The 25,672-nt window shown below is 49.0% G+C and carries 33 protein-coding genes, 1 tRNA gene and 1 pseudogene; 30 read left to right on the top strand and 5 right to left on the bottom strand.

Annotated features, from left to right (window positions below; genetic code table 11):
- Window positions 1-53 precede the first annotated feature (53 nt).
- The 15 genes from BM299_RS09455 (at window position 54) to BM299_RS09385 (ending at window position 11,257) form a co-directional block, all read left to right on the top strand.
- The gene (locus BM299_RS09455; RefSeq protein ID WP_092483363.1) at window positions 54-587 is read left to right on the top strand and encodes a cysteine hydrolase family protein; all 534 of its coding nucleotides are present in this window, start codon (window positions 54-56) and stop codon (window positions 585-587) included.
- Entirely contained in the window at window positions 580-1,470 is an 891-nt protein-coding gene (locus BM299_RS09450) for a histidinol-phosphatase (protein ID WP_092483361.1), read from the top strand. The genes BM299_RS09455 and BM299_RS09450 overlap by 8 nt, the downstream gene beginning before the upstream one ends.
- Before the next feature lie 34 nt (window positions 1,471-1,504).
- Complete coding sequence (locus BM299_RS09445) at window positions 1,505-2,299, top strand: DnaD domain-containing protein (RefSeq protein WP_245779714.1); 795 nt, start codon at window positions 1,505-1,507, stop codon at window positions 2,297-2,299.
- A gap of 16 nt (window positions 2,300-2,315) precedes the next feature.
- On the top strand, window positions 2,316-3,047 hold the full coding sequence (locus tag BM299_RS09440) for an ATP-binding protein (protein ID WP_245779713.1): 732 nt from the start codon (window positions 2,316-2,318) through the stop codon (window positions 3,045-3,047).
- 72 nt (window positions 3,048-3,119) lie between these two features.
- Window positions 3,120-4,229 (top strand): cobalt-precorrin-5B (C(1))-methyltransferase CbiD, encoded by a 1,110-nt coding sequence (cbiD, locus tag BM299_RS09435; protein ID WP_092483359.1) that lies wholly within the window; start codon window positions 3,120-3,122, stop codon window positions 4,227-4,229.
- Window positions 4,211-4,843 carry a precorrin-6y C5,15-methyltransferase (decarboxylating) subunit CbiE gene (cbiE, locus tag BM299_RS09430; RefSeq protein WP_165608253.1) on the top strand — a complete coding sequence of 211 codons (633 nt, stop codon included), beginning with the start codon at window positions 4,211-4,213 and terminating at the stop codon, window positions 4,841-4,843. The genes cbiD and cbiE overlap by 19 nt, the downstream gene beginning before the upstream one ends.
- The gene (cbiT, locus tag BM299_RS09425; protein WP_092483355.1) at window positions 4,836-5,432 is read left to right on the top strand and encodes a precorrin-6Y C5,15-methyltransferase (decarboxylating) subunit CbiT; all 597 of its coding nucleotides are present in this window, start codon (window positions 4,836-4,838) and stop codon (window positions 5,430-5,432) included. The genes cbiE and cbiT overlap by 8 nt, the downstream gene beginning before the upstream one ends.
- Window positions 5,433-5,436: 4 nt before the next feature.
- Complete coding sequence (cobI, locus tag BM299_RS09420) at window positions 5,437-6,147, top strand: precorrin-2 C(20)-methyltransferase (RefSeq protein ID WP_092483353.1); 711 nt, start codon at window positions 5,437-5,439, stop codon at window positions 6,145-6,147.
- Window positions 6,147-6,902: a precorrin-4 C(11)-methyltransferase gene (gene cobM, locus BM299_RS09415; RefSeq protein ID WP_092483351.1), complete on the top strand. Its 756-nt coding sequence runs from the start codon at window positions 6,147-6,149 to the stop codon at window positions 6,900-6,902. The genes cobI and cobM overlap by 1 nt, the downstream gene beginning before the upstream one ends.
- Window positions 6,899-7,963, top strand: coding sequence for a cobalt-precorrin 5A hydrolase (locus tag BM299_RS09410; protein WP_092483349.1), 1,065 nt, complete (start codon window positions 6,899-6,901; stop codon window positions 7,961-7,963). The genes cobM and BM299_RS09410 overlap by 4 nt, the downstream gene beginning before the upstream one ends.
- A 2-nt stretch (window positions 7,964-7,965) precedes the next feature.
- Window positions 7,966-8,688, top strand: a complete 723-nt coding sequence (cobJ, locus tag BM299_RS09405) for a precorrin-3B C(17)-methyltransferase (protein ID WP_092483347.1) — start codon at window positions 7,966-7,968, stop codon at window positions 8,686-8,688.
- Window positions 8,685-9,467: a precorrin-6A reductase gene (gene cobK / locus BM299_RS09400; RefSeq protein WP_092483346.1), complete on the top strand. Its 783-nt coding sequence runs from the start codon at window positions 8,685-8,687 to the stop codon at window positions 9,465-9,467. Before cobJ ends, cobK begins: the two co-directional genes overlap by 4 nt.
- The gene (locus tag BM299_RS09395; RefSeq protein WP_092483344.1) at window positions 9,464-9,835 is read left to right on the top strand and encodes a sirohydrochlorin chelatase; all 372 of its coding nucleotides are present in this window, start codon (window positions 9,464-9,466) and stop codon (window positions 9,833-9,835) included. The genes cobK and BM299_RS09395 overlap by 4 nt, the downstream gene beginning before the upstream one ends.
- Window positions 9,832-10,452 (top strand): precorrin-8X methylmutase, encoded by a 621-nt coding sequence (locus BM299_RS09390; RefSeq protein WP_092483342.1) that lies wholly within the window; start codon window positions 9,832-9,834, stop codon window positions 10,450-10,452. The genes BM299_RS09395 and BM299_RS09390 overlap by 4 nt, the downstream gene beginning before the upstream one ends.
- Window positions 10,453-10,585: 133 nt before the next feature.
- A complete protein-coding gene (locus BM299_RS09385; protein ID WP_092483340.1) occupies window positions 10,586-11,257 on the top strand; it encodes a cell wall hydrolase in 672 nt (223 codons plus the stop codon).
- A gap of 21 nt (window positions 11,258-11,278) precedes the next feature.
- Here the strand turns inward: BM299_RS09385 and BM299_RS09380 are convergent, their stop codons facing one another.
- Window positions 11,279-12,106, bottom strand: coding sequence for an Asp23/Gls24 family envelope stress response protein (locus tag BM299_RS09380; protein ID WP_092483338.1), 828 nt, complete (start codon window positions 12,104-12,106; stop codon window positions 11,279-11,281).
- A 179-nt stretch (window positions 12,107-12,285) separates the two neighbouring features.
- Here BM299_RS09380 and BM299_RS09375 point away from each other — a divergent pair, with 179 nt between their 5' ends.
- Both BM299_RS09375 and BM299_RS09370 read left to right on the top strand, forming a co-directional pair.
- Complete coding sequence (locus BM299_RS09375) at window positions 12,286-12,717, top strand: hypothetical protein (RefSeq protein ID WP_092483336.1); 432 nt, start codon at window positions 12,286-12,288, stop codon at window positions 12,715-12,717.
- Between the two features lie 26 nt (window positions 12,718-12,743).
- On the top strand, window positions 12,744-13,358 hold the full coding sequence (locus tag BM299_RS09370; protein ID WP_092483334.1) for a DUF3786 domain-containing protein: 615 nt from the start codon (window positions 12,744-12,746) through the stop codon (window positions 13,356-13,358).
- Window positions 13,359-13,420: 62 nt separating this feature from the next.
- Here BM299_RS09370 and BM299_RS09365 read toward each other — a convergent pair whose 3' ends face one another.
- On the bottom strand, window positions 13,421-13,741 hold the full coding sequence (locus tag BM299_RS09365) for a carbohydrate-binding protein (RefSeq protein ID WP_092483332.1): 321 nt from the start codon (window positions 13,739-13,741) through the stop codon (window positions 13,421-13,423).
- A 152-nt stretch (window positions 13,742-13,893) separates the two neighbouring features.
- On the opposite strand from BM299_RS09365, the gene BM299_RS09360 reads away from it, so the two are divergent.
- The 10 genes and pseudogenes from BM299_RS09360 to BM299_RS09325 all read left to right on the top strand — a co-directional run bounded on the left by BM299_RS09360 (window position 13,894) and on the right by BM299_RS09325 (window position 19,440).
- Window positions 13,894-13,971, top strand: a tRNA-Pro gene (locus tag BM299_RS09360).
- Window positions 13,972-14,223: 252 nt separating this feature from the next.
- Window positions 14,224-14,868 carry an adenylate kinase gene (locus BM299_RS09355; protein ID WP_092483330.1) on the top strand — a complete coding sequence of 215 codons (645 nt, stop codon included), beginning with the start codon at window positions 14,224-14,226 and terminating at the stop codon, window positions 14,866-14,868.
- Window positions 14,869-14,929: 61 nt separating this feature from the next.
- Entirely contained in the window at window positions 14,930-15,679 is a 750-nt protein-coding gene (locus tag BM299_RS09350; RefSeq protein WP_092483329.1) for a class I SAM-dependent DNA methyltransferase, read from the top strand.
- Between the two features lie 7 nt (window positions 15,680-15,686).
- Window positions 15,687-15,836 (top strand): hypothetical protein, encoded by a 150-nt coding sequence (locus tag BM299_RS19295; protein WP_165608252.1) that lies wholly within the window; start codon window positions 15,687-15,689, stop codon window positions 15,834-15,836.
- A gap of 42 nt (window positions 15,837-15,878) precedes the next feature.
- Entirely contained in the window at window positions 15,879-16,034 is a 156-nt protein-coding gene (locus BM299_RS19290; protein WP_165608251.1) for a hypothetical protein, read from the top strand.
- Window positions 16,004-16,141, top strand: a pseudogene (locus BM299_RS20450) (ABC transporter ATP-binding protein); the annotation flags it as partial. The gene BM299_RS19290 and the pseudogene BM299_RS20450, both read left to right, overlap by 31 nt.
- Before the next feature lie 141 nt (window positions 16,142-16,282).
- Window positions 16,283-17,206 (top strand): thioredoxin-disulfide reductase, encoded by a 924-nt coding sequence (gene trxB, locus BM299_RS09340; RefSeq protein ID WP_092483327.1) that lies wholly within the window; start codon window positions 16,283-16,285, stop codon window positions 17,204-17,206.
- Window positions 17,207-17,491: 285 nt separating this feature from the next.
- Window positions 17,492-18,448: a methylmalonyl Co-A mutase-associated GTPase MeaB gene (meaB, locus tag BM299_RS09335; RefSeq protein WP_092483325.1), complete on the top strand. Its 957-nt coding sequence runs from the start codon at window positions 17,492-17,494 to the stop codon at window positions 18,446-18,448.
- A gap of 70 nt (window positions 18,449-18,518) precedes the next feature.
- Window positions 18,519-19,205 (top strand): metal-dependent hydrolase, encoded by a 687-nt coding sequence (locus tag BM299_RS09330; RefSeq protein ID WP_092483323.1) that lies wholly within the window; start codon window positions 18,519-18,521, stop codon window positions 19,203-19,205.
- Window positions 19,195-19,440, top strand: coding sequence for a hypothetical protein (locus BM299_RS09325; protein WP_092483321.1), 246 nt, complete (start codon window positions 19,195-19,197; stop codon window positions 19,438-19,440). The genes BM299_RS09330 and BM299_RS09325 overlap by 11 nt, the downstream gene beginning before the upstream one ends.
- Here BM299_RS09325 and BM299_RS09320 read toward each other — a convergent pair.
- Window positions 19,437-20,195, bottom strand: a complete 759-nt coding sequence (locus tag BM299_RS09320) for a hypothetical protein (RefSeq protein WP_092483319.1) — start codon at window positions 20,193-20,195, stop codon at window positions 19,437-19,439. The genes BM299_RS09325 and BM299_RS09320 overlap by 4 nt on opposite strands.
- 88 nt (window positions 20,196-20,283) lie before the next feature.
- Here BM299_RS09320 and BM299_RS09315 point away from each other — a divergent pair, with 88 nt between their 5' ends.
- Both BM299_RS09315 and BM299_RS09310 read left to right on the top strand, forming a co-directional pair.
- On the top strand, window positions 20,284-20,610 hold the full coding sequence (locus BM299_RS09315; protein ID WP_165608250.1) for a LapA family protein: 327 nt from the start codon (window positions 20,284-20,286) through the stop codon (window positions 20,608-20,610).
- A gap of 4 nt (window positions 20,611-20,614) precedes the next feature.
- On the top strand, window positions 20,615-23,443 hold the full coding sequence (locus BM299_RS09310; RefSeq protein ID WP_165608249.1) for a helicase C-terminal domain-containing protein: 2,829 nt from the start codon (window positions 20,615-20,617) through the stop codon (window positions 23,441-23,443).
- A gap of 359 nt (window positions 23,444-23,802) precedes the next feature.
- Here the strand turns inward: BM299_RS09310 and BM299_RS09305 are convergent, their stop codons facing one another.
- Window positions 23,803-24,204, bottom strand: a complete 402-nt coding sequence (locus BM299_RS09305; RefSeq protein ID WP_165608248.1) for a TIGR04086 family membrane protein — start codon at window positions 24,202-24,204, stop codon at window positions 23,803-23,805.
- Between the two features lie 91 nt (window positions 24,205-24,295).
- Window positions 24,296-24,433: a hypothetical protein gene (locus tag BM299_RS18860; protein WP_245779712.1), complete on the bottom strand. Its 138-nt coding sequence runs from the start codon at window positions 24,431-24,433 to the stop codon at window positions 24,296-24,298.
- A 150-nt stretch (window positions 24,434-24,583) separates the two neighbouring features.
- On the opposite strand from BM299_RS18860, the gene BM299_RS09300 reads away from it, so the two are divergent.
- Window positions 24,584-25,663: a tetratricopeptide repeat protein gene (locus tag BM299_RS09300; RefSeq protein WP_245779716.1), complete on the top strand. Its 1,080-nt coding sequence runs from the start codon at window positions 24,584-24,586 to the stop codon at window positions 25,661-25,663.
- Window positions 25,664-25,672: the final 9 nt, after the last annotated feature.

The following is a 25,672-nucleotide window of genomic DNA, read 5'->3' as shown; positions in this document are numbered from 1 at the left end:
TGCCTTGATTAACAACGACCCGGTTATCAACTAAAAATGCGAGGTGATAATCATTGGCCGGTAGAGTATTACTGGTGGTGGATATGTTAAATGACTTCATGAGTGAAAACGGGGCCCTTTACTGCGGCCCCGGTGCAGCAAAAATAATAGAAAAAGTATCCGGCATCGTAGAAACCTTTACGTCCGGCGGTGAACCGGTTATTTTTATCATGGACGCTCACGAACCGGACGACCTTGAATTTCACCGGTTCCCCAAACACTGCGTAAAAGATACGCCGGGAGCGGAAATAATAAGGGAACTGGCTTCCGTTATAACATCCGGATCAAAAGTTGAACTGGTTCGGAAAAACCGTTATAGCGGCTTTTATAACACCAATCTTGAGGAAATCCTGCAGCGGATTAAACCTGATGAAGTACACGTAGTGGGAGTGTGTACAAATATCTGCGTGCTTTATACCGTGGAAGAACTTTGCAACCGTGACTATAAGGTTATTGTATACCGGAACGGGGTGGCCAGCTTTGACGAAGAGGCCCATCAATGGGCGTTGAAGCAAATGGAAACCGTGTTGGGGGCCAACATTGTCTGATACAATTAAATTGGTGGATTACCATGTTCATCCCGGTTACTCCATTGACGCCGCGCCGGTGGGTATTGACGAATACTGTGTTCGGGCGATGCAGATCGGCCTGGCGGAAATATGCTTCACACCCCACCTGGAAGTGGACGAGGCCCGGAAACACCTGGACTGGTTCGTACGGTGCAACGGTCGTGTCATGCCCATGGAAGACCTGCAGTGGTTGGATTTTTATTTTCAGGAAATAAACATGGCCCGGGAAAAATTTTCTCCCCGTCTGGTTATAAAAGCCGGTATTGAGGTAGGTTACGAGCCCGGCCGGGAAATGTACATAGAAAAAATATTGACTGGCTTTCCCTTTGATTTTGTGCTGGGTTCCATTCACTGTCTAAACCATGTGGCCATATCGTCAAAAAAGGAATGCGCCGTTCACTTTGCCGGCAAGACCTGTGCGGAGGTGGCTCAGGATTATTTCACATCACTGGAAGCGGCTGTAAAAAGCCGCCTGTTTGATTGCATGGCACATATTGACCTTTACCGACGCTACGGCACAGTATACCTGGACCGTAATAATATTGAGGAAATGCACCGGGGTTATATTGAAAAAATATTTAAATATATGGCCCGGCACCATATCGGCTTGGAAATCAACACCTCCGGGCTACGCCGCGAGCTAGGCGATTTACACCCCTCAAAGGCCATTGTGCAAACAGCCCTGCAACAGGGAGTGCAAATTTTTACCACCGGCTCCGACGCCCATTCTTTAAGTGAAATTGGGCAAGGTTTACAAGCGGCGGAACGGTTGCTAAAACAGTTTGATCTGCAGGCAGCAACCTTTACCGGTCGCAAGCCCGATCCGCAAAAGGGGTGGACAAACCTGCCCACCCTGCCATAAAATAAATTTAGGCTTAGATTAAGGAGAGATATCAATGGGTAATATAAGGCAGGGTGGAACTGTTAAAAAGTATAAAAAGGGCAATATTACCGCCGCCTTCGGGACGGATTTGTTTACGCATGGCTCCACGGCCATCCCGAACCTGCTGCTTAAATTGTATAAACATCTGGGCATCTCGGATACCGAAATGATGCTGCTTATTCAGTTGTTTAGATTACGGACTGAAGAAAAAATATATTTGCCTGCTCCTTCCTTGCTTAGAGAGCTACTATCCGGCAATGAAGAACAAATCACCGGCGATCTGGAAAGTTTAGTCCACAAGGAATTGCTCAAGATTACGGACTTTTTTGACGCGGAACAAAACCTGGTCATCAAGGGATACGATTTCGAACCATTATTTGAAAAACTGTCCGAGGTCTGGGCCTGTACTAAAGTAAAGGAAAACGAAACAATCAAAAAATTGTTAACGGACGGTAATATGGATTCATATAAGGCACTAAACTTATATACCAGTTTTGAAAATGAATTTGGCCGGCCCCTTTCCCCCATGGAAGTGGAACAAATCAAAATCTGGTCACAGAAAATATCCCCTGTTATGGTGTTAGAGGCTTTGCGCCGGGCCGTGCTGATGGGCAAACATAATTTTAAATATATTGATGGTATTTTGCTGGAGTGGGAAAAAAACAATATCAGAACACCCGCGAACATTGAAGAATATGACAGGAAATTTAAAACAAAACAAAGCAATAAACCGGGTGCCGGCGCCCGGCTGCACAACGATAAAAAAAGTGATAAAAAGAGTTTGATCCAATCTCTTTATATGAGTTAGAAAGGTCTGTCAGGATTTGACTTATACTTGCAATAAATGCGCCGACCGCGGGCTGGTTGTCCAAAACGGCGTGGCCGAGCCCTGCAGCTGTATTAAGATGCGCGTCATCAACAATAAAATAAAAGCGGCCCGGATACCGCCCAAGTTTACTCAATATACCTTTGACCAGTTTGCGTTGCACTTTTATTCGCCAACAAAAATAGACCCGGTCAAAAAAATTTCCTATCGCGATTCCGCCGCCATCACCGTACAGGCCGCGAAAGATTTCGTCCGCAGTTACCTGAAAGACCCGCACACCCAGGGGCTATTATTAACCGGTCCGGTGGGGAGCGGTAAAACATTTCTGGCCTGCTGCATAGCCAATGCCCTGTTGGCCAGGAACACAACTTTGCTGTTTGTGGTGGTGCCCGATTTACTGGACCAGATCAAGGCAACTTATGATACCCACAAGCAAAATCCTATGACCGAGTCGGAATTACTGGATACCGCCAGGGAAGTCCCCCTGTTGGTACTGGATGACCTGGGCGCGCATAACTATACCGACTGGACGCGCAACAAAATATTTTCCATTATTAATTACCGGTTGAATTATCTACTTCCGACCGTTATTACCAGCAACATCAATCTGGAAGACCTGGAGGAATACCTGGGAGAAAGAACGACTTCCCGTATTTTTCAGATGTGCCGCCCTTATCGTTTGCTGGTGGATATTGACATACGTGTACAGCTGGTCAAATCCGGCAGGTAAACAACTGTGGTTAATGATTATTAGCCCGTTCTATTTACCGGAGCGGGTTTATTTATCAAGGAGAATTATAATATGGTAGCCCAAAAAAAACTGAGAACGGGTATCAGTACCGGAGCCTGCGCAGCCGCAGCGGCCAAAGCCGCCGCTACGGCACTTTTTAAAAACCAATACCCCGGACGGTTGCCAGTTTCCAATCCCCAGGGCAACCAAATTTGGGTGCCCGTGCAGCGTTATATCAGCCTACCGCAAGGGCAGGGTGCGGCAGTGCTGAAGGATGGCGGCGATGATCCCGATGTAACCCACGGCCTGGAAGTTATTGCCGAGCTAGTGCCCGACGATAGCAATTTAATTTCCATAAAAGGCGGAGAGGGAGTAGGAAGGGTCACCCAGCCGGGACTGCAGGTCCCGGTGGGGGGGCCCGCCATCAATCCCGTACCCGCCTGGATGATCAAAACCGCCGTAGCCGAAGTGTTGCCTGAAAATACAGGGTGTTCCGTCACCATTAGTGTGCCGGGCGGTGAAAAGGTCGCCAAACGCACTCTCAATCCCCGCCTGGGTATTGTAGGCGGCATTTCCATTTTAGGGACTACCGGCATTGTACGTCCCATGTCCGAGGAAGCCTTTAAAAATTCCCTGTTGCCCATGATTGACATGGCCTTAGCCCACGGTTTTGACAAAGTACTTTTGACACCCGGTCGAATGGGTGTCAAATGGGCCACAGACAGGGGATTGCCGGAAAAAACAATCGTCGAAATGGGCAACTTCGTGGGTTTTATGCTGGAAGGCTGCGTTGAGCGGGGTATTAAAAAAGTTATCTTGTGGGGACACTGCGGCAAGCTGATCAAAGTAGCCGCCGGCATATTTCATACCCACAGCAAGCTGGCTGACGCCAGACAGGAAACCTTTGCGGCGCTGGCCGCAGCGGCGGGAGCCGGCTCTGCCACAGTAAATGCCATTTTAAACAGTACCACCACCGAGGCCATAGTGGAAATACTGCTGCAGCATAATCTAACCCGGGTACTGGCAATGGCCGCCCAAAGGGCCAGCGCCAGAGCGACTGCCCACGTCCGGGACCGGCTTGTCGTGGGCACGGTATTGCTTTCCATGCGCGGTGAAATACTGGCCGCGGACGAACAGGCCCGGTTAATCGGGAGGGAATTGGGTTGGCGGATATCACCGTAGTCGGGCTGGGGCCGGGCAGCCGGGAATACCTGACCCGGGCAGCGGAAGAGGCCGTCAGTCAGGCTGATGTTTTGGTGGGCGGGCGCAGACAGCTCACGTTATTTAATAACTTGATAAAAGAAAAGTATATCATTACCAAAGACCTGGACGGCCTATTTCGGTTTATTACAGAAAAAATTAACGCACAAAGGAAAATTGCTGTGCTGGCTTCGGGCGACCCGGGATTTTACGGCATTTTGGCCGCCCTCAAGCGCCGCCTGCCGGGCGTCGATATTAATGTCATCCCCGGTATATCTTCGGTACAACTGGCCTGTGCCAAACTGGGCATCACCTGGGATGATGCATACTTGACCAGCTGCCACGGGCGGGATGTTGCCCCCCTGATCGAAGCGGTTAAAAACCACCATAAGGTTGTTGCCCTGACCGATCCACAACATAACCCGGCGGCACTGGCCCGGACCCTGCTCCGGGCCGGAACGGGTAACAGAACGGTGTTCGTGGGTTGCAATCTCTCTTATCCTAATGAGACAATAAATGCGACCACCCTGGAGGAATTGGCCCAGGTACAACAGTGGCAAGCTCAAAATTGCGTGATGGTGATAAAAAATGAATGATCAATGGCCTTATTCCACTCCGGGCATTGCGGATGAACTCTTCAACCGGAACGAAGTGCCCATGACCAAGGAGGAAGTCAGGGTGCTGACCCTGGCCAAGGCCCGGCTGGCCCCACGGCAAACAGTCTGGGACATCGGTTCGGGGACCGGTTCACTGTCCGTGGAAGCGGCCTTGCTGGTGCCCGGCGGCACCGTGTACGCCGTGGAAAGAACCCCCCGGGGCCTGGAAGCGACCCAAAGCAATATAGCAAAATTCGCTGTGGCAAACGTAGTTTTAATTTCCGGCGCAGCCCCGGAAGCTCTCCAAGAACTGCCCGATCCCCACCGCGTAATTATCGGCGGAAGCGGGGGCCGGCTGGCCGAAATTTTCCAACTGGTGATGCATAGGTTGCAGCCGGGCGGAAGAGTGGTCGTAAATGCGGTGACCCTGGAAACGCTGGCGGTTTGTCAACAATTCTTAAGCGAGTGGGGCGGGGAACTAATCCAGGTCAATATCTCCCGGGTTGCATCGGTGGGAAAGGTGCACATGTGGCGGGCTTTGAACCCGATTTACATATATACCGCGGAAAAAAACAGGGAGGAAGTGTAATATTTTGGCTGGTAGATTTTACGGCATCGGCGTCGGGCCGGGTGACCCGGAACTGTTGACGATAAAAGCACAAAGGATATTAACCGGAGTGGACGTTCTGTGCGTACCCAAATCACGCATGGAGAAAGAAAGCCTGGCTTTGACCACCGTCAAGGCGGTCGTCCCCGGCGACCATAAACTGCTTGAACTGGAGTTTCCCATGTCCAGAGACCGGGCGGTGCTGGAAAACAGCTGGCGGCAGGCCGGCCAAATGGTGGCCGAAGAACTGTTACACGGCCGGGACGTAGCTTTCATCACCATTGGAGATCCCACCCTTTACAGTACTTACGGTTACTTACTGCGTTATATCAGGGGCAATCATCCGGATATTGCCGTGGAAACCATTCCCGGGGTATCTTCCATAACAGCCTGTCCGGCCTACATCAACGAACCGCTGGTGGAGGGCGAAGAAAAACTGGCCGTGATCCCCGCAGCTTATGACCTTGATGACTTGCAGCGTATCATGGAAACCTTTGATACTGTAGTGCTGATGAAAGTAAACCGGCGGTTGCCCGAGTTAGTAGAATATTTCAACCGTTTTGATAATATTGCCACTTACTTCGTTAACCGCTGCGGTTTTCCCGACCAATTCGCCTCAGATCAACTCGATACATTACAGGAACAGAAACTGCACTACATGTCCTTATTGATAGTTAAAAAGCGGAGGGATTATTAATGATTTATTTTATCGGCGCCGGACCGGGCGACCCGGATTTGATCACTGTCAAAGGATCTAGAATATTAGCCCGGGCCCCGGTGGTCATCTATGCCGGATCACTGGTCAACAAGGAACTGCTGAAAATGTGCGCCGCCGATGCCAGGATTTACAACAGCGCCGGCATGACCTTGCAGGAGATAATCCAAATAATGATTGACGCGTATCGCACCGGTCAGGATGTAGCCCGCCTGCATACCGGCGACCCTTCCCTTTACGGTGCCATCCAGGAGCAGATGGACGCCCTGCAAGAAGCATCAGTGCCCTTTACAGTAATCCCGGGCGTCAGTTCATTTCTGGCGGCCGCCGCTGCCATGCCCCACGAGCTTACCCTGCCCGGCATCACCCAGACAGTTATCCTGACCAGGATGGAAGGCCGTACGCCGGTGCCGGAAAAGGAATCCATCAAGAAATTAGCAACCCACGAAGCTACCATGTGCATTTTCCTAAGCGTACACCTTCTGGACAAGCTGACCGGTGAGTTGATCGCGGGCGGCTACCGCCCGGAAACTCCGGTGGTAGTCGTGGAAAAGGCCTCCTGGCCCGATGAGCGCGTTATATCCGGCACCCTGGCCGACATTACCGGCAAGGTGCAAGAAGCCGGCATCACCCGTACAGCCCTGATAACAGTGGGAAATGCCTTAAAAGCCGCCTACACTCCTTCGCGCCTGTATGACGAAGGGTTTTCCCACGGCTTCCGCGGGGATAAAAATTGAGCACCGCCATTTTCTGCCTGACCAAACAGGGTTACCTGTTGGGACGGCAAATCAAGGAAATTTTGTCCCGGAACAGCCAGGAGGTATATTTATACGCCCCCGACAGGGATTTTACCGCAGCCGGCCAGTGCGTAAGATTTCAAGCGCTGGCCCCCGCAGTGGGTACAGCATTTGCCCGCCATCGCCGGATTATATTTGTCATGGCTCTGGGTATCGTGGTCAGAATGATTGCCGGGCATATCAAAGACAAAACCACCGACCCGGCGGTGGTGGTTGTTGATGAGGCGGGCCGGAACGTAATCAGCGTACTCTCCGGTCACCTGGGGGGGGCGAACAGCCTGGCCCGCCATGTAGCGAACGCCCTTGGCGCGAGGCCCGTAATCACCACGGCCACCGATGTGCGCGGCCTGCCGGCGGTGGACGAACTGGCCAGAGAACGCGGCTGGGCTCTGGATCCCCCGGCGGCGGTTCGTCGGGTTAACAGTGCCATTGTTAACGGAAAAATCGTACATTTTTATCTGCCCGAGACAGATACCTTGCCTGATGATGTTAACAACGTAAAATTTTTTAGTATCAATGATTATCCCGCCCCGGCCGGCCACACCGATTATAAGGTTATAGCAACCAACCGGGTTTACGACCCGCTCCCCGACAATACCATGTTTTTGCGTCCCCGTAACCTGGTGGTGGGAGTGGGGTGCCGGTCGGGCACACCCGGGGAAAAAATATTGACGGCCATTAAGACCGCCCTGGCTAAAAGTAAGCGATCCCGGTTAAGCGTAAGGGCCCTGGCCACCATTGACCGCAAGGCCGGTGAACCGGGTTTACTAAAAGCGGCCCAGGCCTTAAAAGTGCCCCTGGTTTGGTATACAGCAGCGCAAATAAATGATTTTATTCGAACAACGCCCCTAACCATGCAATATTCCGATTTTGTAAAACAGAAAATAGGGGTTCCCGCAGTGTGTGAACCCGCAGCACTTCTGGCAGCAAGAAAGGGTGAATTAATATTACCGAAACAAAAATTTTCGGGCGTAACCATCGCCCTGGCGGAGGATCAATAACCGTGGTCGGCATCGGCCCGGGAGGGGCAGCCGATATGAGCCCCCGGACCTTGCAGGCGCTGCAGACCGCCGGCGTGATCGTGGGGTACAAAACATACATTGACCTGGTGCGAGATAATATTCAGGGCAAGGAGATCATCAGCACCGGAATGACCCGGGAGAAGGACCGCTGTGCGGCGGCCATTGAGCAGGCGTCCGCCGGGCGCCGCGTGGCGGTGGTAAGCAGCGGTGACCCCGGCGTATACGGCATGGCCGGGTTGGTGCTCGAAATGCTGGACGCATCCGGCAAACTGGACGACGTCCCCGTGGAAGTCATCCCCGGGATTACTTCGGCCACTGCCGCCGCTGCCCGCCTGGGCGCCCCGCTGATGCACGATTTCGCGGTAATCAGCCTGAGCGACCTGCTGACCCCGTGGGAAACCATAGAAAGGCGGCTGGAAGCTGCGGCCGGCGCCGATTTTGTCATTGTGCTCTATAACCCGGCCAGCAGGAAAAGAAACTGGCAAATTAACAAGGCACGGGAAATATTTTTAACATTCAAAGAACCATCTACACCGGTGGGGATAGTCAAAAACGCGGCCCGGCAAGATGAAGAAATTTACATCACCGACCTGGAAAATATGTTACACCATCCCATTGACATGCTCACCACAGTCATAGTGGGGAATCGTTCTACCAGGTTGGCCGGCGGGTTCATCGTAACCCCACGGGGATATGCACTATGATCCTGGTTTTGGGCGGCACTGCAGAAAGTCGGGCTTTAACGGAAAAACTATTCCAACATGATTTCAAATTAATTGTTTGCACGGCTACCGCCTACGGCAGCAGTTTGCTGAAAGACTACACCAAAGCATCTGAAGTAATAACGGGACGGCTGGACGAAAAAGGCCTTGTCAACCTGATCAGCGCCAAAAATGTGCGAGTATTGATAGACGCGACGCATCCGTTCGCTGAAATAGCCACCGCCAATGCCATGAATGCCTGTAAGCAAACCGGCATTTTATACCTCAGGTTTGTCAGGCCGGCCATGACATTACCCGACCATCCGCTAATTTTTCCGGTGACCGGTTACGAACAGGCTGCCGTTAGGGCAGTGGAACTTGCGGGTAAAACCATATTTATTACCACCGGCACCAAAACCCTGCAAATATTTGCCGACGCCGCTTATGCCGCGGGACTGCGGCTGATTACCAGAATTTTGCCGGACCCCGCCGGGCTGCGCCTTTGTATTGACCTTGGAATACCTCCGCGCGATATTGTGGCCATGCAAGGGCCGTTTTCAGTGGCTATGAACAAATTGCTGTTGACCGAATACGAAACCGATGTGCTGGTAACCAAAGAGAGCGGCATCGCGGGCGGGTCCGATACTAAAATTCAAGCCGCCCTTGATTTGTCACTGCCGGTGGTGGTAATCAAAAGACCCCCGGATCCGGTAGGCACAATCAGCGACCTGGATGAACTGATTGAAAAATTATATACGCATGAAAGGACGGAAGGCAGATGAAGACAGGCGTTATATTATTGAGTCATGGCAGCAGGCTGCCTGAAGCGCAGGCTACCTTGCACAAAATAACATCCATGGTAGCCGCCGGCGTTGATGAACAGTTCCTGGTGGAAGGCGCGGCACTGCAATTTAACCAACCCGACCTACCGGCAGCCGTTGCCCGGATAATCCAGCGGGGAGCGGAAAAAGTAGTGGTGGTGCCCCTCTTTCTATACATGGGCTTGCATATGCAACGGGACATTCCGGAAATCCTGGCGGCGGAAAAAAACCGTTACCCGGGCGTGGAAATTTCCCTGGCCGAACACATCGGGGCGGACCCACGCCTACTGAATATCATCATGGACCGGGTCAGGAGGGCATCCTTTTGAAATACATAACCCACCCAGGTGACATAGAGCGGGAAAGTATGGCCATCATTGAAAGAAACACACCCGGGCTGGCTAACTGGCCCGTAATGGAACAGGCCATTGTCAAAAGGATTGTGCATACCACCGGTGACTTCAACATCGCCCCCCTGGTTAAAATTCACCCCCGGGCCGTTGCCAGCGGTCTCAAGGCCATTCACCAAGGTTGTACCGTTTTTACCGACGTCAATATGGTACTGGCCGGTTTAAATAAAAAGAAGCTGGCCCAGTTCGGCATCCGGACCGCCTGCCGAATCAGCGATCCGGACATTGCGGCGGAAGCGGCAAGAACGGGCCGGACCCGGGCCATGATAGCCATACAAAGGGCGGGTACGCTGACCGGCGACATAGTAATTATCGGCAACGCCCCTACCGCACTGTTTGCCCTTTGCAAACTCATTGATACCGGCGCCGCCCGGCCCGCGCTGGTCATCGGCACGCCGGTGGGTTTTGTAGGGGCCAGCGAGTCCAAGGAACTGCTGGTGGCACTGGATAAAGTGCCTTACATCACGGTCGCGGGCACCCGGGGCGGCAGCACCATTGCCGCGGCCATCATGAATGCATTATTATATATGGAGTAAATTAAGATAAAAAATGTGGATAGATTGCTTTTAAATGAAAAAGCAGCCTGTCCACATTTTTTATGGATAAATATCCCAGGATATAATATATATAAAATGTAAAAAATATTTTTTGGTCAGAAAGGAGGAAAAAATGAGTACTCATTTTTTCAGGGTCACCGGCGTATTCTTGCTGGTGCTGCTGTGCATTAGCGCTCCGGTCAGCACCGCGCACGCCGACACGGGTACAGATATGAAAACAACGACTATTATTGTGAAATATACGGTGCAGCCCGGAGATACCCTTTCAGAAATAGCGCAAACATTTAATATTGAAGTGGACCGGTTGATGCGGGCCAATAACCTGAAGACATCGGTAATACACCCGTACCAGGTTTTGTTCATACCCGCCGGGAATAACGCGGCAGGAAAAAATACCAGCCGCGGCAGCGTTTCCCGAGAAGACCTGTTGCTACTGGCCAAAGCCATTTATGCTGAGGCAAGGGGCGAAAGCTTCCTGGGCCAGGTGGCGGTGGGGGCGGTAATTGTCAACCGGGTGCAAAGCCCGCACTTCCCCAATACCGTCCGGGAAGTCATATTCCAACGCAACCGACACATCTGTCAATTTACCCCGGTGTCCGACGGTACAATTAATTTAACCCCGGACAGAAAGGCTATACGGGCCGCTGAAACGGCGCTGGAAGGGTATGACCCCACAGGCGGGGCGTTATTTTTCTATAACCCCAGGATTGCTTCGGACAATTGGATTAAATCTTTACCCGTCGTGACACAAATAGGCAGACATGTTTTTGCCACCAAAACATAAGCAGGAAGCCCGGCTTCCTGCTTAAACTATTTCTTCCACCTTTAACCCTGCCACCGTGATATTGATGTGTTTTACCGCCAATCCGGTCATTTTTTCCACCTGTTCCTTGACATAAACCTGAACATCCCTGCTGATATTGCTTATATTAATTTTTGAACTGAACACTATGTCGAGTTCTATGATAATTCCCTGTTCATTTCTAACAATATGAGCGCGTTGCACCCCCACAACCCCGGGAACAGCTTTGGCGGCAAAAGCGGCAATGACTCCCAGTGTACTTTGGGAAATGGTGAATTTGCCATACAGGGTAAATGTGGGTCTGACCACCGATTGTTCCAGCCAATTCCGGCGGTCTCTCAGCCCCTTGCGCTTTAAAAATACTTGTAAAGGATCAATAATTATTTCAGGCAGGCTCTTTTTTACCTCTATGGTGGGCGCCGGTATGACATGTTTACTATGTTGTTTGCGCATGATCCGCGCTTTCCTGATTTCCTTGGGCGAAGCTATCTGATCAATCATGATAAATTCCGTAATAGCGGGCAACTCCAACCGTTGCGATATCTTTTCCACCATTCCCCTGGACGTACCCAATAGCAGTATCTTTTCCGGTTGCAGACGGGTAATAGCTTCCCGGGCAATATTCATTTGATCGACATCCATAAACAATGCCGCTTTGATGGCCCCGATCCGGGTCGGTTGTTTTTTTGCGGATACCCCGGCGACAATCTGGTTTCCCTTGATAATCAGCCCGTCATCCACAATAACCTCAGCACCCAACCTGTTGGCCAGCATAACCGCGCGATGGCTTTTGCCGGTACCGCTCGGCCCCACCAGGGCGTAAACTTCCAAAATAATCCCCCATTCCTTTTGCATATCTTGGATTCATGATATGGAACGTGTATTGCTTTATTAGTTTATTATAAAAAATGCACCCTTGATATTGAAGGCAATAATACCATATATTATTATATATTATCAATATGCCGGCTTTTACATACCTATATAATTATATTGCAGGAGGATGCCTGTTGGCCAATACATTTATTCAAATGTTGAAAAATGAATTCAATTTAAGCGAACTTGAAACCAGAATACTACAAATGACTACGCGCCAGTTGCAACGAACCGACCGCCGTTATTATTTTCAGCATATCAAGCCCAGAGAGAAAAATTTTAAAATTTATCTTCGGGGCGTTTATGATTCCCTTGACCCCGTATTGCAAAAGCAATGGCTGGATAACGTCGTGCAGAACATGCTAAGCCGGGGTGGTGAACCGGACATTGCCGACTCTCTGGTCATGGATATAATTGGACGCCTGGCGGTTTACAACCACATGCGGATAAGGGCCGAGGAAGAAGGGGTCAAAATTAACAGACTGGCCAATTTCGGCGGCATGGGAGCTCTAATCATGCTGGTAGGGGCAGTTACCGCATTTGTCATGTACTTGCTGGCCCGGTAAAATAATTAATAACTGGAGTGATAATCATGTGTAATGAACTAACGGCTCATACCGCGGCGGTGAATGATTTTTTGGCCGCCGACCCCGATGAAATGGTATTGAAAAGCGGCGCTGCTTATTCTGATGATGGTAATCATATTATTATATCATACTACGCCCAAAAGCACTTTGTTTCTTTAGCCAGCGGAGAAGTCACCACGGCAGATAACCGGCAAGTTTCGTACAATGACGCTACACTAATACTACAGTACCTTAAGCAATGCAGCGGATTGCCGCCAAGGAACCGATGGTTATCTTTCCTTGAACTACCCCAGGGAATTCACCACCATGTACCATTTATTAAAAGCGCCTGTGAACCGATAAGAGACGCGTTTGGCAGCGGTCTGGATTTATTCCTGCAGCAAACCGTGAAACTGGGTGGCAAACCCATTGATATGGGTGACGCCGCCGCCTTAATCCCGGCCTTTCCCAAACTGCCGCTGGCAGCCGTTTTATGGGAAGGAGACGATGAGTTTCCCGCCCGGGCAACCATTTTGTTTGACAGCATCGCCCCTTACCAGTTGACGACAGCCGCCTTGTGGGTGCTGGGTTGCGAGTTGGCTAAAAAGCTCGTTTCGCAGCCATTGCCAACAACATCCTAAAGCATAATACCTTGCAGGGGTTTTTGCCATAATAAAAAGCCCGGCTTTTAAAGCCCGGCTTTTTACGTAATCCGGTAAATCCAGTTGACACCGTTATTATTATCCCAATTATGCGCGTTATCCCGGAAGCAAAAATTGAACTGTCTGTCTTGAATATCAATTGTTTGCTCCCAGCCTTCGCTGGTTTTTTCCATCAGGTAGTCCTTGACTTCTTGCCATTCTTTATCTTCCCCAAAACCGCCGTGTAAAAATATTTGTTCGGCGCCCGATTGATTTAAAAGACCATTGTACCGGATGCGAATTTGCTTGCCATCTTGCGTAAGCGGTTTGACCTGAACTCCCTGGATGGGGGCGGAAAAAGTAAATGGGCTAAGGGTACTCATTTCGCACCTCCGTTTCTTATTTCAAATATTAGTTTAAACAAAATGCAGCTAATTATTAGAACTATCGGCTGTCAGTAATTCTCATAAAAATCTATTTGACAATCAGTTAAATCTGAGTTATCATATTATTTGTCGATAAAATCTTTACTTATCGGGATGTGGCTCAGTTTGGCTAGAGCGCACGGTTCGGGACCGTGAGGTCGCAGGTTCAAATCCTGTCATCCCGACCAATATAAAGGCGCGCATTAGATCAGTACATTAATGCGCGCCTATTATTATTTTAACCCGAAAATAGCTTGTGTTATTTTCGTACCTGGACGGGGTTATCATTTATATATAATACCCGCCAGAAATATAACGGGTTTTATTTTTTATGCTCGTCACCTTCCTCTGTACTGTTAATTTTATATTTTCAGTAATTGATATTAATGTTATAATGTGTACAAGCTGAATATATATAGTTGATTGAGGAGGGAATTGTTTTGAAACTTTTAATCATGGGGCCTCCCGGCGCCGGTAAAGGCACCCAGGCCGAGGTGCTGGTCAAAGAATTGAACATCACTCACATATCCACCGGTGATATGTTCCGCGCCGCCATCAAGGAAGGAACCGAAATGGGCAAAAAAGCCAAGGAATACATGGATAAGGGCGCCCTTGTGCCCGATGAAGTGGTTGTCGGCATGGTTAAGGACAGGTTATCCAAACCCGATTGCCAGGACGGCTTCCTTCTGGACGGCTTCCCCCGTACCCTGGAACAGGCCAAGGCGCTGGATGCCACCCTCAATGATATGAACATCCAGCTGAACGGCGTCATCAACATTGCCGTACCCCGGGAAAAGCTGATGGCCCGTTTGACGGGGCGCCGGGTGTGTAAGGGCTGCGGCGCCAGCTACCACGTACTGTTCAACAAGCCGGAAGTGGAAGGCAAGTGCAACAGCTGCGGCGGCGAACTGTACCAGCGCAGCGACGACAACGAGGAAGCGGTCGGCAACCGCCTGGATGTTTACGAAGCCCAAACCCAGCCGCTGATCGATTACTACCAGGGGCAGGGACTGTTGCTTAACATAAACGGGGACCAGGAAATCAAGAAAGTTCTCGAGGATATATTGGCCGCTTTGAAGAAATAATAAATAACAGCCCCCGGTTATATGCCGGGGGTTTTTAAATTTTAAACGGGCGTGATTAAACATGGAACAATACAGCGGGCTGTCCCGCATTTATGACTACCTGGTTGCCGGAGTTGATTTTGACGCCTGGATAGATTACGCGGAAGCGCTGCTGCGGCACTTTGGCCTGCAGGCCCGAAGCGTCGCCGACATGGCGTGCGGCACGGGCAACACAGCCATCCCCTTTGCCAGGCGGGGCTATAAAACCTTTGGCATTGACATAGCCGGGGAAATGCTTGCTTTGGCCCGGGCCAAATCGGCCGCGGAAAATTTATCCATTACTTTTTTAAAACAGGACATGCGGCATCTCCGTTTGCCGGAAAAAGTTGATTTAATCACTTGCTTTCACGATGGTCTGAATTACTTGCTGGAAATTGAAGACATCAAACAGACTTTCCATAAGGTTAATGAGAATTTGCTTGACCGCGGCGCCTTTATTTTCGACCTTAACGCGGTTACCTGGCTGTCCGGGTCGGACAACAGCATTACCGTTGTGGACGATTCGGACATGACAATAATCTGGGAAACCGGCTATAATAAAACTGCAAACATTTGGCACATTAATTTGACCGGCTTTATGCGCGAGGGCGAATACTACAAAAAGTTCGCCGAATCACACCGCGAGAAGGCCTACCGACCGGAAGAAATTGCATCATACCTGGAGGATACAGGCTTTATGCTGCTGGGCAGTTTTAACGCCTTTACCTTTGATGCGATTCACAGGAAAAGCATCCGCCATTTCTACGTGGCGCAAAAAATGATAACGGAGTGATGGACCAATGGATAATATCCGCATACCGGAAGCGGAATATGCCGTGATAGGAGGCTCCAGCACGTTTTCCCTCAATTTCCCGGAAGACCTGGAAGACAGTGAAAGCAAGGAGAGTTTATACGATCCGAGATGGTTTAATTTTCCAGCGCCCGGTTAAGGCAATTAAATTTATTGCGCCCAAGAACTGGGCTGGAAAAAAGTGGCCCTGGTAACTTCCACCAATAATGATTACAGTGTGGGACTTACAAAAATATTCAACTTACCATCACTTTTGGCGGGCGGCTTACTGCCCGCCGTTATCGGCATATTGCTTGGATTTCCCAAATACTGCTGGTTGAACAAAATGCGCACATAGCCCTGTCCGTGGCCAATCATGCTTACGTCCTGGAAACCGGGGAAATTGTTCTCCAAGGAACAGCGGAGGAAATGGTCAATAGCCCGGAGGTCAAGATACAGCACTAATATTTAATTTTTATTGTTTCTGCAGCTTTATGAAAACCACCTGCTGCGTAAATAATATAATGAATACAAACTCATTGACAATATTGTAAAATTGAGATATTATAGTTAAGCAAATTTACCATTTTAACGGGGGTGCCGGCAGTGAACTTGTACGACGTAGCAATTATCGGTGGCGGTCCGGCCGGACTAGCCGCAGGAATATATGCTTCAAGGGCGGCTCTAAAAACATTGTTGATTGAAAAAGGCATGCCAGGCGGGCTGGCCGCCAGTACGGAAAACATTGAAAACTACCCTGGTTTCGCAGACGGAATAAGCGGTCCCGAATTGATGATGCAAATGGATGCACAAGCGCGTAGATTCGGCCTGGAAGTGACTTCAGCCAATGTTGAGTCCATAGAACAAAAGGAAGATTACTTTGCCATAATCACGGATGATGACGCAGTCCACGCCAGAACTGTTATCCTGGCCACCGGGGCGCAACCGCGCAAACTGCAGGTGCCCGGCGAAACAGAGTTTACCGGTCGGGGCGTTTCCTGGTGCGCCACCTGCGACGGGGCTTTTTTCAAAGATAAGGAAGTTGCCGTTGTCGGTGGCGGAGATGCGGCTGTGGAAGAAGCTTTATACCTGACCAAGTTCGCCAGCAAAGTGCATATCATTCACCGTCGTGACGAATTAAGAGCGACCAAAATACTACAGCAGCGGGCCCGAGAAAACAACCAGATTGTATTTCACTGGAACGCGGTGGTGGAAAAGATAGTTGGCGAAGCAACGGTACAGGAGGTTGTGCTTAAAAACGTACAAAGCGGAGTAACCAGCAGTCTTAAAGTGGAAGGTGTTTTTATTTACGTAGGCACAAAGCCGGTTTCCGAACTGGTAAATGGGTTGATTCAACTGGATGAACGCGGTTATGTAATTACTGACGATAATATGCACACATCCAGGCCCGGGATTTTCGCGGCGGGGGACATCAGACAGAAATCCCTGCGCCAGGTCGTTACGGCAGTGGCCGACGGAGCCATAGCCGCAGTAGCTGCGGAAAAATACATTGAAGGGCAAAAAAAATAGCTGTATCTTGGAGATACAGCGGAGAAAGGGAGAGGAGATTAGGTTAATCAACAACTTGATTTGATTTCATTTTATGCATTAACGGCTGCCTGGGAAATGGTTATCTCTTAAATGGTTAAAATTCTATTGCCAATGGGATATACGGTTGAAAAAACGGTAAAGCAGGGCCTCCGAAACATACGGAGGCTTTTTATTTGTAAATATGGGTGCTTAAAACAGGATTTTAACCTTTAAGCGGAGAAACTAAACAAAAATTATCTGAAATTTCACCCAGGAGGTTTAAAAATGCAAGATTTAGTTGATAGGTTTAAAGCCGGTGAAACCAGGGCTTTGGCGCGTTTGATTTCACTGTTGGAAAATGAGGATCCCCAGCACGAAGAATTGCTGAAAGAGTTGTTTAAACGTACCGGTCAGGCTTATGTGGTCGGTTTTACCGGTTCACCGGGGGCCGGTAAAAGTTCATTGGTGGACCAGGTGGTGAAGCAGTTGCGCCGGGAGGGGCTAACAGTGGGAGTAATCGCCGTAGACCCCACCAGTCCTTTTTCCGGGGGTGCTCTTCTGGGTGACCGCATTAGAATGCAGGAACACGCACTGGATAAAGGCGTTTTTATCAGGAGCATGGGTACCAGAGGCAGTTTGGGCGGGTTGGCCAAAACCACCAAGGATGTGGTCAAAGCCATGGATGCTTTCGGATTTGACTGGGTTATTATTGAAACCGTTGGAGTGGGGCAGGCAGAACTGGATATTATGCACGTGGCCGATACCACAGTGGTTGTATTAACGCCCGGAGCAGGGGATGCCATACAAACCATCAAGGCCGGGATTATGGAAATAGCTGATGTGTTTGCCGTAAACAAAAGCGACATGCCGGGGGCGGAAAAAATCGTCACTGAAGTGGAAATCATGCTGGACCAGCAATGCGACCAGGCCAAGTGGCGACCGCCGGTAAAACCAACTTCCTCCCTCGCGGGCACCGGCATCGTCGAGCTGCTGGACGCCATCAAAGGACACCGGCAACACCTGGCAGATAATAATATACTTCAAATAAAGAGGCAACAGCGAATGCGTGCGGAAACACTGGAGATTGTTAATTTCAAATGGCAGCAAAAGGTATTGAAGCAGTTGAACCTGCCCGGCAAGGTTAACGACCTGCTGGATCAGGTGGTGCAAAAACAACTGGACCCCTACACCGCAGCCCACGCAATTTTGGAATATGTTGCAGATAATCAAACCGCAAAATAAATATTGATAAAAGTGTCAAAAATGTTGGTAATGATTATCTAAATAAAACCAAACATAGGAGTGATATAAAATGAAAGTTACTTACCTGGGACATGCCGGTTTCCTGCTGGAAAAGCAAATATCCATTTTAATAGACCCCTTTATCACCGGAAACCCGGCAGCAAAAGTTAAACCGGAAAATCTAAGCGCGGATTTGATTTTAATTTCACACGGACATGGCGATCATTTGGGCGACGCCATCACCATTGCCCGGAACTGCGGTGCCACAATTGTATCGGTTTTTGAAATCGCCAGTTACTGCGGCAAATTCGGCGTACAAACCCACGCCATGCACATCGGCGGCAGCAACCAATTCGGCCCGGTAAAAATCAAACTCACCCCGGCCTGGCATGGCAGCGGTTTTATAGCTGAAGATGGGACCATTCAGTACATGGGCAATCCCTGCGGGTTTGTTTTTTCACTGGACGGCAAAACCATCTACCATTCCGGGGATACGGGATTATTCAGTGATATGCAGTTAATCGGCAGGCTGCACCCCATCGACCTGGCCCTGCTACCCATCGGGGACAACTTTACCATGGGCCCGGAAGACGCGCTGGAAGCAGTAAAATTAATCAAACCCAACATCGTCATTCCCATGCACTACAACACCTGGCCGCTGATTGCCCAGGACCCGCAAGAGTTCAAGGCGGGTGTGGAAAAAGAGACCCCGGCCCAGGTAGTCATTCTGCAACCCGGAGAGAGCTATGAGCTATAATCGAGAGGAAGAAGTTTTTGAATACCTGACCCTGCTGGTAAAAGAACTGGAAAAGGCCAGAACGGGAAACGGCCATGAAAATTATACCGCTTTCTTACACGGGCAAATTCACGGACTGGCCATGTCCCTGCGCTTGCTTTACCCCGGCCCCGACAACTGGGGCGAAAAGGCGGCCCTCCTGGTACGGCCGGTGATCACGGAACACCGCTGCAACTGCGATGAGCATGACGGCTAGTAAGGCTCCAAAAGTTCACCCGGTACATAGATGTCATCTTGCAAACTTATATTTGCCAGACTAACCAACCGGCCTTTACGTATAAATACGGGCCGGTTGTTTAATTTTTGTATTCCGCTGGCAAAAATCACCACACTGGTGTTATGCAAGGCTATCCACTCTGCGGGCACACCCCCGAACCCGGCGAACCCATCGCCCGCCCACCAATACAACACATGACCGGTCCCGGACAAGCCCGCCTCTGTTTGGAACGGCTGCATACAAAAATCGTCTTCCGGTGGAGCCGGGCCCACACAGGTAACCAGTGCCTTGCGTCCGCGGCCTTCCACGATAAAACCGTTACGGTGCATAAAATGCACCCCGTATCCGCTCTGCGCGTAGCCGGCGGCAATGCACAACTCATTGGCAGCGGGGGTTAAACTATTCGCTTGTCTGAGTCTTGATAATATAAAGTCAAAACCGGGACAGTCTTTTATACTTGACAAATCAGCACCAATGACGGCAGCATGCAAAGTATGCGTTCCGGTCAACCCCGTTCCGCTTATTTGGGCGGCGATCATTTCTTCCCTGGCCCTGTACCAGAGACTCACCACCGGGGCAACGCCCAGAGCGGCATAATCTATACTGCGCCCGAAACCACCCCTGCCGCCTTGCCCGTCTTTCATCAGCTTGACATTCTCCTCCAGCCAAGGGCGACCGAGCAACCTTTCCAGACATTCGACAGCTTCTGCAGCATTTAACTTTCTATTGCGCATTTAATGCATCTCCTATCGCCAATGAGTAGTTAGCAGGATAAATTAGGTTTTATACAGAATTATATTTTTAAGATTGGGAGGGGTTAACGTGCAGATAATAATTGTTTTAGCCCTGGTATTTGCCCTGTTTATTTCTATATTCGCCGTACAAAACGCCACTCCTGTGGACATCAAATTTTTAAAATGGTCTTATTCAGGTATTTCCCTGGTAGTGATAATTCTCGGCTCTTTTGGCCTGGGCGTATTGCTGACACTGTTATTCAATGCTATTAAAAGTTTTCAGAATATGATTAAACTTAAAGAGCTAAAAGATAAGTTGCACCACCTAACCCAGGAAAACCAGCGTTTAAAAGCCGAAGTAACTGAAGCAAAATCTGCTGCCGCCTCGCCGGACAACTTTGCATCGGGGAAGTGAAATATTGCAAAATTTTGTAGTTTGCGATCTGGAAACCACCGGATTTGATCATGAACAGGATAAAATCATTGAAATTGCCCTGGTTAAAGTGATTGACGGAGAAATAATTGAGACTTTTGATACTTTAATTAATCCGCATACTCAAATACCGCTGAAAATAAAAAGGTTAACCGGCATTACAGGTGAACAATTGGCCTCAAGCCCCACCTTGGACCAAGTTTTACCTCAAATTCAGCGTTTTTTGCAAAATGTTCCCCTGGTGGGACATAATATTGCCTTCGACCGTTCATTTTTGTCGGCAAACATTGATTACCTGCCCTTTACCTTTTATCTGGACACCCTGGAACTGGCCCGGATCACCTTGCCTGACATACCGGGGCATAGTCTGGCCAGCCTGGTGCAGTACCTGCAATTGCCGCAACGCCCGCAGCACAGGGCTCTTAACGACGCGCTGTCCACCACCGAATTATTATTTGCGCTGTTGCAAAAGGTTTCCTCTTTCGAAATTGGCGTTCTGCATCGTCTGGTATCGTTACTCCGGCAGGGCCGGTCCCCACTGACGGAAGTGGTGGAAAATGTTTCAAAAAACAAAATACAAAATTTTTCCTGGGAAAAAATAAGCCGGCGCATCCCGGTCAAAGAGCCGGTCAGTGAGCCTGAACCGGAAAGCCTGGAAATGCCAAAGCACATAAACGAACCCGGATTTCAATTGGATTATCTGCTGGGTGTGGACAGCCCGCTTGCCGGCCTGATGCCCAACTATTCCTATCGTCCTGAACAGGTCCGGATGGCGCAAACTGTCAAAGACACACTGGAAGGGCAAAAAATACTACTGGTAGAAGCAGGTACCGGAACCGGCAAGTCCATAGCTTACCTGTTGCCCGCTCTACTTTGGACTTTACAAAACGAGCAGCGGGCTGTAATTGCCACCAACACCATCAACTTGCAGGAGCAGATCTGGCATAAGGATATTCCTTTATTACAGCGTTTACTGAACTTGCCGTTTAAGGGAGCGCTCCTGAAAGGACGGTCCAATTATCTTTGCCTGCACCGCTTTATCAGCCTGCTTAATAACTCGGCCGGCCTGACCCGGGGCGAAGCGCTGCTCACAGCGCGAGTGTTGGTCTGGTTGCAAAACACGGATAGCGGAGATAAAACGGAATTAAATTTATTCGGTCCGGATAATGAATCCTGGCTGCAACTTTGTTCGGAAAGCGAATCTTGCCTGGGCAACGGTTGCCGCTGGTCAAGTGGCTACTGTTTTGTCAACCGGGCCAGGCGCAGAGCGGAAGATGCCCACCTGGTAATCATTAATCACTCCCTGCTTTTTTCGGATATTGTTTCCGATATAAAAATATTACCTCCCCATGGAGCGTTAATCATTGACGAAGCCCACAATATAGATGAAACGGCATATAAACACCTGGGCAAAAAAATTACCCGTACAGAAATTATTCAATGGTTATCCCTGGCCGGAAAAAATTTAAAAAAATTAACGGAACTGGCCCCGCCCCAGGACGGGCAACGCTGGCTGGCAGCGGTAAATAAAGCCGAGGAAGCCAAAAATAAACTTATGGAAAAAGTGAATGTTTTTTTTAAAAGCCTGGTCCAACACTTGAAAACAAACAACCGGGGAAGTTACAGTCAGACCAGGGTACGCCTGCACCGGGAGCCCAATACACTGGAAAACATTGAAGCTGATTATCAGAACTTGCTTTTTCACATGCGTCATTTTATAACCAATTTGCATTCCATCACCCAGTGGCTGGAAATCTGGACGGTCTCCAACGACTCCTTGACGGACATACTGCAGGATATTAACAACAACATTACCACCGGTACCGGCTATCTAAAAGATATTGATTTTATTATTAAAGCACCCGAGGATAATTATGTTTGCTGGGTTGAAGTATCCGCTTTACCCGGTTACGATAAAAAATATAACTGTGACTTGCATGCCACGCCAATAGATATCAGTGAAATACTACATGAACGACTATTTGATACGTCCAGAGCCATTATCCTCACATCGGCCACCATGACCGTCAACAACCGTTTTGACCACTTTATAAAACAATGCGGCCTGGACCGGATGCCTAAAGAAATGGTGAACGCCGGGATAATCCAATCACCTTTTAATTACGACCAGCAATGCCTGCTCTGTATTGCCGATAACGTACCGAATTTTAATGAAACCGACAGTCAGGTTTATTTGGACACGCTGGCGGATACTATCTTCTCCCTGGCGCTGGAAACCGAGGGTAGAACCCTGGTACTTTTCACTTCACATAAATTATTAAAAGAGGCTTATTTAAAAACCAAGCCTGCATTTGACGAAGTGGACATCTGCCTGCTGGGACACAATATAGACGGCAGCCGCACCAAATTAATCGAACAGTTTACCATGAACCGGCGCAGCGTATTGTTTGGCGCGTTCAGTTTCTGGGAAGGGGTGGACATTCCCGGCGAGGCCCTGGTTAATGTGATTATCGTCAAATTGCCCTTTGCACCGCCGGATGACCCGGTACTGGAAGCGCGTAACGAAAAAATCGCCGCCCTGGGCTATAACGGTTTTTACACCTTAAGTTTACCGAGCGCAGTAATCCGGTTTAAACAGGGTTTCGGACGGTTGATCAGAAGCGAACGGGACCGGGGCGTAGTAGTTATCCTGGATAAGAGAATTCTGGAAAAAAGGTATGGTAAAATATTCTTAAATTCTTTGCCGGTTAAGTCTCACCTGCGCGGAGATGTTGCATTGATCAGGAAAAAATTGTCTTACTGGATATTACATGCACATTCACACCCTCCACTCAATAATATTATATATAGATAACAATAACCGGCGAAGGAGAGTGAAAGTTTTGCGGGTTTATTATGTAAGATTGCCATCTTTTCTGCGCAACCTGTTGATGAAAATATGGAAACAATAATAATTGGGAGCAGGTGCAGGCCTGCTCTTTAATGCTTTTTATGTTTTCCTTTAAAATGAGTAAAAACACCGGGTTTCCAGGTCCGGTGTTTTTTTTCGTGCATATTATATATTACGGAGGTGGAAGAACATGTCCCGAAAAACCAATTTTCGCTTGTTAATCGGTTTGGTTTTACTGGCTGTCGGTGCAGTTTTACTTGGTTTTTCTCTACTCAAATGAATAACCAGTCGGGCAGTGTTTTATACCTTTTAATATATATTGTTTACCTGGACAACCCCACCCCCAGCACACCACCCAGGGCTCCCGTGACCAGGGAAATAATCGTCTTTTGCAATACCACCAGAAAAGCGGCCTTGGCATTTAAAAACAAGTTGGCCAATAGCCAACCAAAAAGAACAAACAGCAGGGCTACCCCGATACCATGCACCAACCCCTTACAACCAGCTTCCCGCGCAGCAAAAACACTGCCGGTAAAAATGCTGAAATAAAACAGGCCCGAGGATGCCAGGGGTAACGTCTGCTCAGAAAGAGTAGTCACGTGGTAGACAACACCCGACACAGCGCTGCCCAGAATGGTAGTTATGATTGCCGCCAGTAAACCCTTGAACACTGCATTTAAATTCAGCGGCGGGTAACTTGTTGTTTCCTTTTTCAACGGAACCACATCAACACCTCCCCGTTTTACCATAAATTCTATGTCCCAGTAAAACGAATATGCTTGGCAGATAAAAAAAAAGCCGGTTTTTTAACCGGCGCTACTCTTCTTTGTGATCTGCAAAATCATGCTGCCACTCTCCATCCAGGTTGATCAGCGGGGCCGAACCCGTAGGTTCTTTTACAAAAGCCCTGCCACGCTCATATTCTGCGTTTGGCTTGCGTTTTTTCTTTTTCATTATTATACAACCCCTAATTGTTTATTTTATATTTTGTCTATTTACCCCGTTATATGTTTTATTATTTATGGCATGGCTGGAAGGTTTTAACACCCATTAATCGAATATTTTACTACCAAACAAAATAAGGGGTGTGGTTTGGTGATTGGTATGGTTAGAAACCTAAAAGAATTTAAATTTAGCCTTTTGTTGTTGTTTAGTTCTGCCTTATTGCTGGAAACAATCGGTTCCAAGAACAATGCATTGCTCATATTAAAAAAAGCCATGCACATTTTCCCGCACAACCGGGAACTATACTTGCATGCCAGTCGGTTATATTTGAAGAACGGACAGGTGGACAAAGCGGTTATGTACTGGAAAAAGGCCGCCGGGCCGGAGAACATCGGCAGTTTTATTTACTGGTTGGAAAGGTACAAAAAACGCTATCCGCCCGACAACGAGCCAATCAAACCTACGGCCCAAAGCCCGTCCACCCCGGGGAAAAACGATTTGGAAAAAAAATGGCTGGCCGGGCAAGCGGTTTCAGGTGACGCAGGGTTGGAACTGTTGGAAAAAGGATATATTGAAGAAGCATTACAATTCTTCCTGCAGAACTTACGGGTGGGCAAGACGGACCCGTTTTTACACTTTAATATCGGCCTGGCGTTAAGTAAACTAAACCGGCACGAGGAAGCCCTGGCAAATTATGAAAAGGCCCAGAAGATGGGGTTGAACAGCTTAGAGTTATTAAATAACAAAGGCTACAGTTTATTTAACCTTCATAGGTTTGATGAAGCCCAAAGCTGTTATGAACTGGCCCGGGGGTTGGCGCCAAATGATTATACGATTTTAAACAACCTGGCGGCGTGCTATCTAAAAACGAACCAGAAGGAAAAGGCGCTGGATTCTTTCCTGGGAGCGGCACAAAATAATCCCGGGGACGCCACCCTGGAGAATAATCTGGCCATGTGCCTGGAAGCTACGGGCAACACGCCAAAAGCCATCGAACATTATGAACGAGCCCTGTCCCTGGCCAAGGATACACAAACCCGCAAGCAAATATTAATCAATAAAATAAACTGTTTGATTAAACAAAAACAATTCAGTGAAGCATTGGCAATCTGTGAAAAGCTACCGTGCAGCGACCAAGAATACGAAATTTGGGGATTGCGGGCTGAATTGTTGAACGAACTGGGCAGGACCCGGGAAGCCGCGGAAAGTTATCGCAAAGCCCTGGGTCTGACGGGGTAAATCCTGGCA

The sequence above is a fragment of the Desulfoscipio geothermicus DSM 3669 genome, assembly GCF_900115975.1.
Classification (GTDB): domain Bacteria; phylum Bacillota; class Desulfotomaculia; order Desulfotomaculales; family Desulfallaceae; genus Desulfoscipio; species Desulfoscipio geothermicus.
The sequence above is the reverse complement of the archived record's forward strand: the minus strand, read 5'-3'. Positions and strand labels throughout refer to the sequence as shown.

Coding starts and splice junctions, on each gene's coding strand:
- BM299_RS09445 (WP_245779714.1), top strand. CDS start 1,505: ATGGGTAATATAAGGCAGGGTGGAACTGTTAAAAAGTATAAAAAGGGC.
- cbiD (WP_092483359.1), top strand. CDS start 3,120: ATGGTAGCCCAAAAAAAACTGAGAACGGGTATCAGTACCGGAGCCTGC.
- cbiT (WP_092483355.1), top strand. CDS start 4,836: ATGAATGATCAATGGCCTTATTCCACTCCGGGCATTGCGGATGAACTC.
- cobM (WP_092483351.1), top strand. CDS start 6,147: ATGATTTATTTTATCGGCGCCGGACCGGGCGACCCGGATTTGATCACT.
- cobK (WP_092483346.1), top strand. CDS start 8,685: ATGATCCTGGTTTTGGGCGGCACTGCAGAAAGTCGGGCTTTAACGGAA.
- BM299_RS09395 (WP_092483344.1), top strand. CDS start 9,464: ATGAAGACAGGCGTTATATTATTGAGTCATGGCAGCAGGCTGCCTGAA.
- BM299_RS09385 (WP_092483340.1), top strand. CDS start 10,586: ATGAGTACTCATTTTTTCAGGGTCACCGGCGTATTCTTGCTGGTGCTG.
- BM299_RS09370 (WP_092483334.1), top strand. CDS start 12,744: ATGTGTAATGAACTAACGGCTCATACCGCGGCGGTGAATGATTTTTTG.
- BM299_RS09365 (WP_092483332.1), bottom strand. CDS start 13,741: ATGAGTACCCTTAGCCCATTTACTTTTTCCGCCCCCATCCAGGGAGTT.
- BM299_RS09350 (WP_092483329.1), top strand. CDS start 14,930: ATGGAACAATACAGCGGGCTGTCCCGCATTTATGACTACCTGGTTGCC.
- BM299_RS19295 (WP_165608252.1), top strand. CDS start 15,687: ATGGATAATATCCGCATACCGGAAGCGGAATATGCCGTGATAGGAGGC.
- meaB (WP_092483325.1), top strand. CDS start 17,492: ATGCAAGATTTAGTTGATAGGTTTAAAGCCGGTGAAACCAGGGCTTTG.
- BM299_RS09330 (WP_092483323.1), top strand. CDS start 18,519: ATGAAAGTTACTTACCTGGGACATGCCGGTTTCCTGCTGGAAAAGCAA.
- BM299_RS09325 (WP_092483321.1), top strand. CDS start 19,195: ATGAGCTATAATCGAGAGGAAGAAGTTTTTGAATACCTGACCCTGCTG.
- BM299_RS09320 (WP_092483319.1), bottom strand. CDS start 20,195: ATGCGCAATAGAAAGTTAAATGCTGCAGAAGCTGTCGAATGTCTGGAA.
- BM299_RS18860 (WP_245779712.1), bottom strand. CDS start 24,433: ATGAAAAAGAAAAAACGCAAGCCAAACGCAGAATATGAGCGTGGCAGG.
- BM299_RS09300 (WP_245779716.1), top strand. CDS start 24,584: ATGGTTAGAAACCTAAAAGAATTTAAATTTAGCCTTTTGTTGTTGTTT.